Source organism: Collinsella sp. Sow4_D11, from assembly GCF_052116465.1.
GTDB lineage: Bacteria > Actinomycetota > Coriobacteriia > Coriobacteriales > Coriobacteriaceae > Collinsella.
Map to the genome: position 1 here is coordinate 1 of NZ_JBQKLA010000019.1, position 13,353 is coordinate 13,353.

Genomic DNA, 13,353 nt, shown 5'->3' on the forward strand with positions numbered 1-13,353 from the left:
CGGCGCGGCTGCGCCTATGGCACTTCAACATCATTGTCGCAGCCCCGACCCGCGGTCACGAGCGGGGGCTCCTATCTTTTTAGTGCCCTCGGATTGGGTCATAGTGTCTGTTGTGGAGGCGCCCTTTTTTGCAAGTGAGTAGACTTTTTGGCTTAGTCTGACCACGCCGGAACATGCCAGGTAAGCTACCTGCGGTTTTGATGGCGTCAAAGGCGGGTCTGGTTGAGTTTTGCCAAAAAGTCTACTCACTTGACGTTCGCGGCGTGTGGGCGGGTGCTTTTTCGTGCACGCGAGGTATCAAAAAGTGTCAGGAGCGCACCGTCTGCCGATATGCGGGAGCGAAAAGAAGTGTCGACCTGCGCCGTTGCCGTTGAGCGACGTGCCGTTTATAGAGATACTGAGCCTATGACAACAGCGTGCGAAAGGATTGATACATGGCTTTCCGTAATGACTTCCTGTGGGGCGGCGCAACGGCTGCCAACCAGTGCGAGGGTGCCTACGACGTGGACGGCCGCGGCCTGGCCAACGTGGACGTGGCTCCGCACGGCCCCGAGCGCTATGCGGTGGTCTCCGGCCAGCGTAAAATGCTCGACTTCGAGGACGGCTATTACTATCCCGCGCAGACCGGCATCGATTTCTATCACCACTACAAAGAGGACATCGCTCTCTTTGCCGAGATGGGCTTTAAAACCTTCCGTATGAGCCTGGCTTGGACCCGCATCTTCCCCAACGGCGACGAGACCGAGCCCAACGAGGTTGGCCTGGCCTTCTACGAGGACGTATTCCGCGAGTGTCAGGCGCACGGCATCGAGCCGCTCGTGACCATCACGCACTTCGATTGCCCGATTCACCTCATCAAGGAGTACGGCGGCTGGCGCAACCGCAAGCTCATCGACTTCTACAAGAACCTCGCGACCACGATCTTTACCCGCTACAAGGGGCTGGTGAAGTACTGGCTCACCTTCAACGAGATCAATATGATCTTGCACCTGCCGTTTATGGGTGCCGGTCTGGTCTTTGAGGAGGGCGAGAACAAGGAGGCCGTCGAGTACCTGGCCGCCCACAACGAGCTCGTCGCCAGCGCTTGGGCAACCAAGATCGCCCACGAGATCGACCCCGAGATCAAGATCGGCTGCATGCTCGCCGCGGGTAGCTACTACCCCTACAGCTGCCGTCCGGGCGATGTGCGCCAGGCGCAGCTCGATAACCAGGACAACTACTTCTTCGTCGACGTCCAGAGCCGCGGCTACTACCCGGCATATGCCGTCAAGAAGCTTGAGCGTCTAGGCATCGATGTGGGCATGACGGACGAGGACCGCGAGATCCTGGCCGCTAACACCGTCGACTTCATCAGCTTTAGCTATTACAGCACCCGCTGCTCTGCCGGTGCCGATAACCCCGATGTCGAGCGCACCCAGGGTAACGCCTTCGCCGGCGCCAAGAACCCCTATCTGCAGGAGAGCCAGTGGGGCTGGGCCATCGATCCGCTGGGCTTCCGCATCACCCTCAACGACCTGTACGACCGTTATCAGAAGCCGCTGTTTGTGGTCGAGAACGGTCTGGGCGCCAAGGATGTTGTCGAGGAGGATGGCTCCATCAACGACGACTACCGTATCGACTACCTGCGCCAGCATATCGCCGCGATGCGCGATGCGGTGACCGAGGACGGCGTTGACCTGCTGGGCTACACCACCTGGGGCCCGATCGACCTGGTGTCTGCCGGCACGGGTGAGATGTCCAAGCGCTACGGCTTTATCTATGTGGACCGCGACGACGCCGGCAACGGTACCCTCAAGCGTTCCAAAAAGAAGAGCTTCGACTGGTACAAGAAGGTTATTGCTTCTAATGGTGAGGACCTGTCCTAAGGAAGCTGAGATACTCAACTTCATAGCCTTCTAACCAAGGCGCCCGGCGAGTAGTTATTGCTCGCCGGGCGCCTTGCCGTCTGCGGATTTTGGGACATGCGGCCCGCTTTTGGGCCCGCCTGTCGGTACACTAAAGGGACTATGAGTACCCGCGAGCGACATATCGGCCACGCGGCCGCCCGGACCGCTCCGGTTGCGGATCCCAGGGGCGGCAGGCTCTTCGCCATGCCGCGATTCCTTGTTGGCATAACGCATCAGGTGTACCGTCACCGCGTCTTTGCTATCGCCGGCGCCATCACCGCGCTGTTCCTCATGCTTTTGGCGATCTTGCCGGTGCTGTTCGCCTTCGACCCCAAACTTTCTAACGCCGTGCCCGCCTATAGCGAGGTGTCCGAAGAGGTCGTGGATGGGCTCACCCATTCGAGCCCTCTCCCGCTGCTTGTCGCCGCAATTGTATTTTCGATTTGGGGCGTGTTGGTCTATCTGCGTTGTTTGGACTATGTGTTGCGCCGCCGCCTTGTTGCCATCGCCACCATCTGTGCCCTGTGGATGATCGAGGTCATTCTCAAGTACAAGTCGTTCACGCCGTTCTATGCCACCTTGCTGTGGTACCTGTACTACGTGCCCATGACGCTCATTCCGCTGCTCTACCAGCTCTGCGGCCTGCGCCTTGCGGGCCTGGAGCAACGCCGCCTGGGTCGCCGCTACCGTGCTGCGCTGTGGATTGTGGCCATCCTGCTTATCGGATTTGTGCTCACCAACGATTTTCACCAGCAGGTCTTCCGCTTTGACCGTACAAGCGACACCTGGAGCAACGATTACACGTACGGCCGGGGTTATTTCGCCTTCCTCGTGTGGACGGCCTTTAACTTCGTGGCCTTTTTTATCCTGGTTGGTCGGTCCTCGTCCTTTCGCATCCAACGTTTCTCGGGCATGGCGGCGCTCGTGCTGCTGGGCGGCGCATTCTTTGGCATCTCATATGCTCTGCGCGTGCCCTGGGCATGGAGGCTCAACTTTTCGCTCGTCTATTGCATCCTGTGCGTGGTGGCGATGGAAATCTGTCTCGATTGCGGTGTCATTCCGTCGTACCACGATATCGCCGGCATCTTCGACACCTTGCCGCTTGACCTCAAAGTTCTAACGCGCGACCTGCAGGAGGTCTATGCCACGCCGGTGTCAAAGCCAATGCCGGTAGGCGTGCGCGAGGAGTTGCGGAACCAGGAGCACGCCCGCGCCCATGCCTTTACCGTGGCGTCCGATCCCGATGTGATGTATCGTGCTTTTCCGCTGCTGGGGGGATCGGCCCTGCTTGCCCAAGACGTATCGGAGCTCAACGAGCTCAATCGCGAACTGGCACATCGTCGCATGGAGCTGCAACGCCAAAACGAGCTGCTTGCCGCCGACTACGACCTTAAGACACATTTGGCAGATCAAGAGGCCGAGACCTTGCTAGTCCAAGACGTGGACCAGGCGCTTGCCCGCGCGCTCGAAGAGATGTACGACTTGTTGAGCTCGCTGCCGCCGTTGACTGACGAGGAATCTTCGCGCGAGCGTTACCGCATGCTACAGCGCGCCAAGATGCTCGTTGCCTATTGCAAACGGAAGGGGTCGCTCACGTTGGCACGGCACGGGGAGAGCGGTTTTGACCGCGACCGCATTCAGCTCATTGCCAACGAGCTCGCAAGCGACCTGCGCACGATCGATGTCGATTGCGCCTCGATTATTGCCATACGGCGCCCGATGCACGCCAGTACGGTAAGCGCGCTGTACGACTGCGTGTATGACTTTGCGTTTTTTGCCTACGCCACCGATCATCCGGCACTTATGTATCACTTGGGCGACCATGACCGATGCAGCGTCGAGCTGCGCGCCACACTTTTTTCCAACGATGATGAAGATCTTTCGCAGACGCCCGCTGCGCAAGAGCTCGAAAGCGCTTTGCAAGGGCGCAACGTGGCATACCGCCTTGAGGGCGAGCCCGGTCAGCTGCGCATGATCGTCTTGATGCCGAGGGCGGGTGAGTGACGATGCAGATTTCGCTCATCCTTCCCCAAATCGTTGCGCTCGATGTTGTCTTTGCCCTGGCTGCGTGTCTGCAGACGATCCACGTCCCGCTCATCGCATCGCGCCGCTCGTCCTATAACCGTAAGGTGATTTGCGCCTACGAGGCGAGTCTTGTGCTTCACCTGATGATTTCGGCGCTCATCTTGTTCACGTCGTCTGGCTCGTATCTGGTGGCGCCGCTTGACGTTTGCGCCAGGGCAATGGGCGGAGCGTTGTGGCTCAATGCCGCAATCTTTGCCTATGGCGTGGTACTTATGGTGCACTATCGTCGTCCCGTCATGCTGGTCGAGCTGCTGCTTGTTGTCGCCGTTACACCACCGGTGGTTTTTGCCATGGGCTCGGCGTGGACCGTTGTCCTTATCGCAGAGGGAGCGTTCTTCCTGTTCCGTTCCATCGCGGCGCTCTTGATGGACGTCCGTAACCGCCAAGAGGATATCACCATGTTCTCGACGATCGAGACCATCAACGTGATTCCCGTGGGCATCCTGTATCTAGACCCGAGGGGCCGTCCGCTGCTCATGAACCGCTGCATGCGCAAAAACCTCGTAGAGCTCCATATGCCCACCGACCTGGGCGACATGAGCAGCACATGGAACGACCTGCGCAAACTTAGCATGCAAATGCCCGAAAGCAGCGCTAATCGCGCCCATATCGACCTTGATCGCTTTGGTAGGGATCGCGCCGTGGTCGAGATCTCTCCTTCCGAGATTCGTCTGTTCGTGCGTGACTCCGTTACGGTCTCGAGCCGTCCGTTCGAGCGCGTCGTCGGCCTGGACGTGACGGAATACGCACATGCCTACGACCGTCTGGCGCAAGCCAACCACCTGCTTGAGCGTGCTGGCCAAGAGCTCCAGGCCCAGATCGAAGAAGCCAAAAAGGTTGCCGACAATGCGGCCTACCTACGTATGCGTGCCCGCGTTCACGATGTGATCGGCCAGCGCCTGTCCATTCTTCATCGCTATTTGGAGGAGGGACGTCTGGATGATGAGTCGCTCGAGCAGATTGACCCGTTGCTGCGCTCAATCGCCGCCGATTTGCGCAGTGGCGGTGCCAGCGAGCCTGCAGAGCAGCTGAGCGATATCGTCCATGCCTTTGGCTTGGTGAGTGTGCAGATCGATGTTGAGGGTGCGCTGCCTGAGGACGCACGTGTCGCCGCCGCATTTTTGCAGATTATTCGCGAGGCCTCGACCAATGCCACCAGGCATGCGCAGGCGCATCAGGTCCACGTGCGCCTGTGGCAGGAGGGGACGAATGCTGGCGCCGTCGCGCGCATGACGATTTCTAACGACGGGTCCCCGGCCCCCGTATCGTATCGCGAGGGAACGGGTATCCCAGGTATGAGGCATGTCGCGCAAGATTTGGGCGGCGGCCTGGAAGTCCACGCCGCCCAGCCCTTTACGCTTGCGGTGTCCATCCCGCTGAGCCCCAACGCCACGGTCCAAAGGAGAAGTTCATGATCCGCGTGTTAATTGTCGAAGATCAGGCCATTCTGCGCGAAAGCCTGGCGCGCTCCGTTGGCGACCAGCCCGATATGACCGTCGTCGCCGCGATCGCCGATGCCTCCGAGGCCTTGGGTATCGCGCTCAAGGAGCGCCCGGACATGATACTGATGGACGTGTGCACCGAACACGATTCAAACGGCATCGTGGCGGCGGCGCGCATCAAGGAGCAGCTGCCCGAGTGCCGCGTCATCATTATGACCGGCATGCCCGAGATCACCTTTGTCGACCAGGCTCGCGAGGCGGGCGTCGATAGCTTTGTGTACAAGAACGTCGGTATCGACGAGCTGTTCGCCGTGATGCGCTCCACGCTGGCGGGCTATTGCACGTTTCCCAAGCCGCCCGAAAGCATTTTTTCGGGCACGGCGGCACTCGACGATGTCGAGCTGTCGATTTTGCGCCTTGCCTGCGAGGGCAAAAGCCGCCGCGAGATCGCGGCCGAGCTGTTTATGAGTGAGGGTACCATCAAGCGTCGCATCTCGGAGATTCTGAGCAAGACCGGCTACGACAACATCATGCGTCTTGCCGTGCGCGCGGTAACGGAGGGCAGCATCGTTCCCAACATGGAGCGCCCGTAATCGATGCGCTCGCCGTGTTCCGGCGCCGTAAAGATAGGCCGCCCGCCGTTTTGCATCAGAAAACGACGGGCGGCCTGCTTGTGCGGCTGTGCTGTCGGCATAAAAACGACGGGGCCGCAGGATCAACTCCTGCGGCCCCGCCTGGCAAGTGCGCGGATGCGTCCGCCAATCCGCGGCTGATGTTACGTGCCGCTACGCGATGGTTGCGGTGTAGGAGGCGACGTCCTCGTAGGAATCGGTCAGATAGGCGTCGATGCCGATGGTCGTGTTGACCAGGTCGTCAAGGCTGTCAAGCTCGCCGCTCGAGAATGTGAATTCCTCGGTGGCGTTGGTGCCGGGCATCAGGTTAGCCGAGAACCAGGGTTCCTTCATGGTGCCGTTGACGTTGGTCTTGCCGGAGGGAGCGTAGAAGGTCAGGTCCTTGTCGCTCTTGTTGGTGATGTTGACGACAAAGCCGATGTCGCCCCATTCGTCCTTGAACTTTTCAGTGATGGTGATGGTGCACAGATCGTCATCGGCGACGGTGACGGCGGGGGAGATTTCGACGCTCTGGACGTCGTCGTCTTCGACGGCCTCATCGATCTCCTCTTCCTTCTCGGCCGCCTCGCGATCCTTTTTTAGCGTACCGGAAAGATCCTTGTCGGACTTCGTAAAGATAAGCTTGTCGCCTTCCACCTCGAGGACGAGCTTGCCGTCCTTGAGTTTCATGTCCTGCGAATCGCCGTCGGCGGTGATGGTTGCAGTGGTGGCGTCCTTGGCCTCCCATTTCAGGTCGGCGACCTCAAGGAACATGTCGAGGACGCCCGTGCCGTCTTCGTCGAGGATCAGGATACAGTTGAGGCCCCACTCCTTGAGCATATCCATGTACTCATCGGTGAGCTCTTCGCCCTCCAGGGTTCCACCCGAGAGTTCCCAGCTGCCGACGAAGTTGGCCTTGGGGTCCTTGCCGCCGCCGCTGCAGCCCGTCAGGGCAAAGGCGAGCGCCAGGACGCATGTCAGAAATGCGAGTACGGACTTTTTGAACGTTGTCTTCATGGTGTCCTCCTTTATCGAACGAAACCCATAGAAGCAAATGCGGGGGTGGCGGACCCCCCGCCAATTACTAGATAGAGGGGTTAGGGCCTAGGCGTTCCGCAGTTGCTGCAGAACTTGCCGCCGTTTTCGCTGCCGCAGTTGGGGCAGAACCACTTGGCCGGTGCCGGGGCGGGTGCGGGACTGCCGCATTCGGGGCAGAACTTGCCGGTGTTGGTGGCACCGCAACTGCAGGTCCACGTGCCGGCCGCGGGGGCAGCGGCAGGAGCCGGTGCGGGGGCGGGTGCCGGAGCCGGCTGTGGGGCGGCCTGCTGCTGTGCCTGGCCGGCGGCGAACAGCTGGCTGGCGTTCATGCCGCCCATGCCGCCCGCCATGCCCATGCCCATAAAGCCGGCCATCGCGCCGTTGGGGTTGGCGGCTGCCGCGCGCATCGCATCGCTCTGGGCGCTGGCGATGTTGGCGGCTGCCATGGTGGGATCGCGCATGACTGCGGCCTTCTGCAGGTCCTTGATCATTTGCTCGTCTTCTTGCGAGGCGGCGATGGAGTTGACGCCAAAGCTCACGATCTCGACGCCGCGCAGGTCGCGCCAGTCGGCGGAGAGAACCTCGTTGAGCGCGCGGGCGAGCTCGGTGGTGTGGCCGGGGATAGCGCTGTAGCGGATGCCCATCTCCGAGATCTTGGCAAAGGCGGGTTGCAGAGCGGTGAGCAGCTCGGACTTAAGCTGGCTGTCGATCTTATCGCGCGTGTAGCTATCGGTCACGTTGCCGCACACGTTGGTGTAGAACAGCAGCGGGTTGGTGATGCGGTACGAATACTCGCCGTTGCAGCGAACGGAGATGTCGACATCCAGGCCAATGTTGTTATCGACCACGCGGAAGGGCACAGGCGAGGCGGTGCCGTACTTGTTGCCGATGATCTCCTTGGTGTTGATGAAGTAGACGCGCTGGTCTTTGCCCGCGTCGCCGCCAAAGGTAAAACGGCTGCCGATATTGGCGAACGTCTCCTTGATGGAGTCGCCCAGGTTGCCGCTAAAGACGCTCGGCTCGCTGCCGGTGTCAAAGACAAACTCGCCGGGCTCCAGCGCGACCTCGATGATCTTGCCGTTTTGCACCACGAGCATGCCCTGGCCGTCGTTGACGGCGATGACGGAGCCGTTGGAGATGACGTTGTCCTCGCCGCGCGTGTTGGAGCTGCGGCCGCCGGTGCGCTTGCTGCCCTTGCAGGCCAAGACGTCAGCGGGCATCGATTCGCAATAGATATATTCCTTCCACTGGTCGGCCATGACGCCGCCGGCAGCACCCAATCCAGCTTTCAAGAGTCCCATGGTGATCTTCCTTTCTCGTCAAAGGCCGGGTGGTATTGGTCAGAATGGCTAATCGTCCTTGTTGTCCTTCATGACAACGGTGGTCTCGGTGTGGCTGAAGGTGTCGTGCTTCTCGGTCAAGTCGAGCTCACCGCAGTAGCAATCGGCGTGGGTGGCCTCGTTGGCCGTCTTGAGCTGGCCTACCAGCAGCACGTCTCCGATGATTACGATGATCAGCGGCGCGACGATGTTGATGAGGATGCCCTCGATATCAAAGGTGAGGTAGTCCGGATTGAAGGCGTTCTCGCCCATAAAGAGAATCTGGGAGAGGACAAACCCGATCACAAAGAACAGCACCGAGGCGATGGCGAGCTTGGGCTTGGAGCAGGGCAGCTCGCCGACCATGCGGCCGGTTTGGCCGTTCATGGCAAACAGGTAGCTCTTGCCGTTCCACGAGGTGGAAAGCATCCACACGGGGAACAGAGCGTAGTTGCTGTCTTCCCAGGTGTAGTCGAGCTGCTTGCTTTCTACCGTGGCGTCGTCATATTCGTCGACGACGGTCTCGCGCAGGGCCGAAATCGTACTTTCTTCCATACGACGCTCGGCGCGCGCCTTGCAGGTCTCGCAATCCTCATCGTAGCGGTTGGCGATGTAGCCGGGCATATACGCGACCGAGAACGGGCGCAGCGCATCGTAGTCAAACGGCTCGATGGCATCCATATGGCCGTCGGGCATCTTGGACGATCCGTCGACGGGCACGCGCTCAAACGAGATTTTGCCCTTACGGTAGGCGTCGTAGTGGTCGGTGGTCGTGACGGTGCGGTCGGATTCCTCGGTCACGGTCTCGTTGGTCGCATCAAAGTGCACTTCGCCGTCCACGCGGGCGCCGTAGAGCCAAAACGGCACGTAAACGCCTTGGACCTCGTCGATGTGGTTGCCGGTGACAAAGCTCTTGGGCAGCAGGATTTTGCCCTTGTAGTGCTCTTTGAGTGCTGCCATAACATCATCGCGCCCGAGCTTAAACGGAATCACCAGGTCGGGTGAGAAGTCGCCCGAGAGCTGGCCGGGCGCCACGGCGGAGTTGCCGCAGTATGGGCAGGTGGTAACGGCGACGGTGCCGTCCGAGACCAGCTCGGCGCCGCACGACGAGCAGATGTAGCCGGCGTTTTGGGCCAGATCCTGCACGGCATCGTCGACAGCAGGTTTGGGGGCCGCGGCTGCGGCATCGGCTTTGGCATCTGCCTTGTCCTGGCGCTCGCGATAGAGGGCCTCGACTTCTTCGACTTCAAAACGCGAATCGCAGTAGTCGCAGACAAGCTTTTGTTCGGCACTGGCAAAGTGAAGGGGGCCGCCACACGCGGGGCACTGATAGTTGACACTCTCGAAGGCCATGATCGGTCCTTTCCGTGCCTGAGGCTATGCGCCGATGGCGCCGCCGCAGTATTCGCAGCGTCCACTGGCATCGGGAATGGTGGTTGCACCGCAGAAGGGGCAGGTGACCGCGGTCTTGGGGGCCTTGGCGGCCACGACGCTGTCGCGTGTCTCCTGACGCAGCTGTACCAGCGCATCGCGGACTTCGGTTGCCTGGCGCTTGGCCTCGCGATATTCGATGGAGCCACGCTGATCGATGGTGGAGTCGTTCACGCGCAGGTTGATCTCGGTAAAGTACGGCGTGTTGACGTGGATGGTCAGGTTAAAGTCGTAATCCAGGTCGTAGCGCGGCGGGTTGTAGCTCTCGCGCTCGCCGTCCTTGGTCTCGCGATAGATCTCGGTGCGATGCTCGTCGATATCCATATCGCAGCCGAGTACCTGTGAGAACTCGATGATGTCGGGATTGGCGTCGCGCCAGCGGCTCTGCGAAGTGATGATCAGCAGGCCCGCGTCCTCATCGAGCATGATGTTGGTGCGCCCGGCAGAGAGCGTGCGCGTGGGGTTGAACGAGGCCAGGCGCTCGGCGTTGGCCTCGCGGTAGGCGAGTTGCTCGCGGATATCGTCCGCGGTGCTGGAGCGCCAACCACTAAAGAAGGGGGAGAGCTTGCCTGCGCACTCTTTGCACAGGTAGCCTTCGTTGATTTTGGTCTTTCCCAAAAGCCCCAGTTCGGTACCGCAAATCGCGCACTCTTTCTTCTCGAACATCTTGTCAAAGAAGCCCATAGCTGCCTCCCATCAACAGGTAGCGTGTGTCGCTTTTGATGATGGGTGAGCGCGCGATCTTTCACGATACCCAGACGGCTCAAGGAGTCTCCACAACTGGGACACATGGCCCATTTTCGGCCACTCATTGGGGACGTACTTAAATGAGTGGTAGTGGGAGACGCTCCTAGCCGAGCTAGAGGTCTCGCGTGTCCCTTCTGGTCCATGCGGCTCAAAATCGCGGCGTGATGTGGACGGTGGGGTCGAAATTAGCGGCATTTCGAGCCTGGCTTCGATATTGAGACTGGTTCTTTATTAAAATGGAATTCCAGACAATTGAGCGGCTGGGGGTTAACCATGAGGGGCATGGGAGACACAACCGCATATTTGCGTCGGGGCATTCGGGAGATTATATGCCTGGCGCTGTTCTTCTTCACGTTTTTGGCGTGCGAGTATCTCTTTGATACTCGCATGGCCGAGCTCGTGTCTCCGAACGAGGTCGTTATTTATGAGAGCCTTGTCCTCGGCGCGAGCGTGATTGGCTTTTTTGTGCGTCCCGTTCTGTACTATCGCCGTCCCCATGCCATCGATGCAACGAGTGACGTCACGGGTGTTTTGCTGGTAGCGGCATTCCTGCTGTTGATTATGGCGGTTCGGACTGAGGTGGTAATCGCCGGCGGTTTGGTGGCGTGCTGCGCGCTGGGCTACTGCGGATCGACTGCCCATGCAAACTTTGCGCGGCGCTTTGCGCGGACGCCCTGCTTGGCGCGCGCCGCCGCACTTTCTTACGCCATGGGCGTTCTGGTGCAGGTCTTCAACCATATGGTGATGCCTGCCGGCATTCCTCAGCAGGCTGTTCTGGTTGTCTGTACGATCGCGCAGGTAGCGTTGCTACACGGTGTCCGACGCGCCAAACTGCGCGACGAGTCCGATCCCAACTTTGAACCCAGTGTTGCCGGGCTTTCGGTAGATGCCTTGGAATATGGCGCCAAGTGGCATGACGATCCCGAGGCAAAGGCGGCATTCCGCCGCGCCGTAGTTCGCCTGACCGTGGCGACGGCGTATCTTTCCGGCGTATTCGCCGCTCTCAACGCGGGCCTCACAACCCTGCATGCTACCGGAGCCGTTGATTTGGGTGACTGGCCGCGCCTGCTGCTTGTTGCGAGCTCGTTGGCCGCCGGCGCCCTATTTGACCTGCACGGCCGTTCGTATATGAATATCGGCATGACATGTGTCGCCATGCTGTCCACGCTTTCGTTCTTTGTGCTCATCATCGATGGTAATGGTGGTAACGAGCTTGCTGCCACGATTATCTTTTATCTGGGCTCGGGCTTCTTTGTGGTGTTCTTTACCACAAAATTCGCCGCTATCTCGCTCTATGCGCACTGGTCATATTTTTGGCCGTGCATGGGGCGTGTCGTCAATAACGTGTGCTCGATGCTCGTGACGGCGCCGGCGGTGGCGATTATCTCGAGTCAAAACGTGCTGGCTGCAGTCGGCGCGGCACTCGTGATGTTTGTGGGTATTGCGATTACGCTGCTGGGACAGTTGGGGCAACGAACCGATGATGCCGTGATGCGGGACGGGCTGGCGCTTGCTGCCGACAATCTTGGTGGAGATCTTGCGCCCGCATGTTCCGACCCCGCGCTCGTGGAGGCAGCGGAGCTCACGCCTGATGAGCGCCTCGATGCCTTCGTCGCCGCCTTTGGGCTTACAGAGCGCGAGCGCGATATTCTTGAGGCCCTGGTCGTTTCGGACCAGAGCGTTCAGGACATTGCCGTAACGCTTTTCCTTTCGCGCTCCACGCTCTATCGTCACATTTCCTCGATCAACAAAAAGACCGGTACCGCCTCGCGTGTGGCCCTTATCAACTTCTTCTGGTCCTGGGCACCCAAGGACTAGCGTATGAGCCGCCGCCCAGTTCCTTACTCTAACGGGGGATGTGGCTCCAAAGCGCACCCGCATCGACGTTTCGCCTGCGCTAAACTGGAAGGCACGTACGCGATTACGAGAGGAGCCCGCATGGAGGCTTACAAGCAAGAGTTCATCAAGTTTATGGTTGAGTCCGACGTTCTTAAGTTCGGCAGCTTTATGCTCAAGAGCGGCCGTCAGTCCCCGTTCTTTATGAACGCCGGCGCTTACGTGACAGGCTACCAGCTCAAGAAGCTGGGCGAGTATTACGCCCAGGCCATCCACGATAACTTTGGCGACGACTTTGATGTGCTGTTTGGACCGGCCTACAAGGGTATTCCGTTGGCCGTCGTGACCGCAATTGCCTACCACGAGCTGTACGGCAAGGAGGTCAAGTACTGCTGCGACCGCAAGGAGGCCAAGGACCACGGTGCCGATAAGGGCAACCTGCTGGGTTATGAGCCCCAGGACGGCGACCGCGTGGTCATGGTCGAGGACGTTACCACCAGCGGCAAGTCCATCGACGAGACCTATCCCAAGGTTAAGGCTGCCGCCGACGTCGAAATCAAGGGCCTGATTGTGTCCCTCAACCGCATGGAGGTCGGCAAGGGCGGCGTGACCACCGCGCAGAAGGAGATCGAGGCAAAGTACGGTTTCCCCGTCGCGAGCATCGTTTCCATGGCCGAGGTCGTCGAGACCCTCTACAATCACGAGATCGATGGCAAGGTCGTCATCGATGACGAACTTAAGACTGCCATCGACGCCTACTACGAGCAGTACGGAGCACAGGAGTAGTTACGGCGTTTTACCAAACGCCGTAACCGGCCGACGCTGCGCGCCGCCCAGGGCGACAATTTGTCATTCAAAAGGCGAGGCATGACCAGAAGGTCAATGCCTCGCCTTTTTCACGCCAACTTGTTCGCCCTGGACGTCGCTCGCTGTCCGTCCTCTACTTGCGGCGTTGTCT

Annotated in this window: 10 protein-coding genes; 6 read left to right on the top strand and 4 right to left on the bottom strand. The window is 59.8% G+C overall.

Annotated features, from left to right (window positions below):
- The first annotated feature begins 434 nt into the window (after positions 1-434).
- The 4 genes from ACTQ40_RS08175 (at position 435) to ACTQ40_RS08190 (ending at position 6,006) form a co-directional block, all read left to right on the top strand.
- Positions 435-1,865 carry a 6-phospho-beta-glucosidase gene (locus ACTQ40_RS08175; RefSeq protein ID WP_441563817.1) on the top strand — a complete coding sequence of 477 codons (1,431 nt, stop codon included), beginning with the start codon at positions 435-437 and terminating at the stop codon, positions 1,863-1,865.
- 225 nt (positions 1,866-2,090) lie between these two features.
- Positions 2,091-3,890, top strand: a complete 1,800-nt coding sequence (locus ACTQ40_RS08180) for a histidine kinase N-terminal 7TM domain-containing protein (protein ID WP_441563819.1) — start codon at positions 2,091-2,093, stop codon at positions 3,888-3,890.
- Positions 3,887-5,386, top strand: coding sequence for a sensor histidine kinase (locus tag ACTQ40_RS08185; RefSeq protein ID WP_441537718.1), 1,500 nt, complete (start codon positions 3,887-3,889; stop codon positions 5,384-5,386). Before ACTQ40_RS08180 ends, ACTQ40_RS08185 begins: the two co-directional genes overlap by 4 nt.
- Positions 5,383-6,006 (top strand): response regulator transcription factor, encoded by a 624-nt coding sequence (locus tag ACTQ40_RS08190; protein ID WP_427747634.1) that lies wholly within the window; start codon positions 5,383-5,385, stop codon positions 6,004-6,006. Before ACTQ40_RS08185 ends, ACTQ40_RS08190 begins: the two co-directional genes overlap by 4 nt.
- Before the next feature lie 192 nt (positions 6,007-6,198).
- Here ACTQ40_RS08190 and ACTQ40_RS08195 read toward each other — a convergent pair whose 3' ends face one another.
- The 4 genes from ACTQ40_RS08195 to ACTQ40_RS08210 form a co-directional block, all read right to left on the bottom strand.
- On the bottom strand, positions 6,199-7,041 hold the full coding sequence (locus ACTQ40_RS08195) for a hypothetical protein (RefSeq protein WP_427727291.1): 843 nt from the start codon (positions 7,039-7,041) through the stop codon (positions 6,199-6,201).
- An 80-nt stretch (positions 7,042-7,121) separates the two neighbouring features.
- Entirely contained in the window at positions 7,122-8,363 is a 1,242-nt protein-coding gene (locus tag ACTQ40_RS08200) for an SPFH domain-containing protein (protein WP_441537715.1), read from the bottom strand.
- Positions 8,364-8,411: 48 nt separating this feature from the next.
- On the bottom strand, positions 8,412-9,734 hold the full coding sequence (locus ACTQ40_RS08205; RefSeq protein ID WP_441563821.1) for a hypothetical protein: 1,323 nt from the start codon (positions 9,732-9,734) through the stop codon (positions 8,412-8,414).
- 24 nt (positions 9,735-9,758) lie between these two features.
- The gene (locus ACTQ40_RS08210) at positions 9,759-10,496 is read right to left on the bottom strand and encodes a DUF4428 domain-containing protein (protein ID WP_441032084.1); all 738 of its coding nucleotides are present in this window, start codon (positions 10,494-10,496) and stop codon (positions 9,759-9,761) included.
- A gap of 345 nt (positions 10,497-10,841) precedes the next feature.
- On the opposite strand from ACTQ40_RS08210, the gene ACTQ40_RS08215 reads away from it, so the two are divergent.
- Both ACTQ40_RS08215 and pyrE read left to right on the top strand, forming a co-directional pair.
- A complete protein-coding gene (locus ACTQ40_RS08215) occupies positions 10,842-12,377 on the top strand; it encodes a LuxR C-terminal-related transcriptional regulator (protein WP_441554234.1) in 1,536 nt (511 codons plus the stop codon).
- A 120-nt stretch (positions 12,378-12,497) separates the two neighbouring features.
- Positions 12,498-13,181, top strand: a complete 684-nt coding sequence (pyrE, locus tag ACTQ40_RS08220) for an orotate phosphoribosyltransferase (RefSeq protein ID WP_441554235.1) — start codon at positions 12,498-12,500, stop codon at positions 13,179-13,181.
- Positions 13,182-13,353: the final 172 nt, after the last annotated feature.

Bases quoted from the DNA above. Each gene is read 5' to 3' on its own strand.
- ACTQ40_RS08175 (WP_441563817.1), top strand. From the start codon at position 435: ATGGCTTTCCGTAATGACTTCCTGTGGGGCGGCGCAACGGCTGCCAAC.
- ACTQ40_RS08180 (WP_441563819.1), top strand. From the start codon at position 2,091: ATGCCGCGATTCCTTGTTGGCATAACGCATCAGGTGTACCGTCACCGC.
- ACTQ40_RS08190 (WP_427747634.1), top strand. From the start codon at position 5,383: ATGATCCGCGTGTTAATTGTCGAAGATCAGGCCATTCTGCGCGAAAGC.
- ACTQ40_RS08195 (WP_427727291.1), bottom strand. From the start codon at position 7,041: ATGAAGACAACGTTCAAAAAGTCCGTACTCGCATTTCTGACATGCGTC.
- ACTQ40_RS08200 (WP_441537715.1), bottom strand. From the start codon at position 8,363: ATGGGACTCTTGAAAGCTGGATTGGGTGCTGCCGGCGGCGTCATGGCC.
- ACTQ40_RS08205 (WP_441563821.1), bottom strand. From the start codon at position 9,734: ATGGCCTTCGAGAGTGTCAACTATCAGTGCCCCGCGTGTGGCGGCCCC.
- ACTQ40_RS08210 (WP_441032084.1), bottom strand. From the start codon at position 10,496: ATGGGCTTCTTTGACAAGATGTTCGAGAAGAAAGAGTGCGCGATTTGC.
- ACTQ40_RS08215 (WP_441554234.1), top strand. From the start codon at position 10,842: ATGGGAGACACAACCGCATATTTGCGTCGGGGCATTCGGGAGATTATA.
- pyrE (WP_441554235.1), top strand. From the start codon at position 12,498: ATGGAGGCTTACAAGCAAGAGTTCATCAAGTTTATGGTTGAGTCCGAC.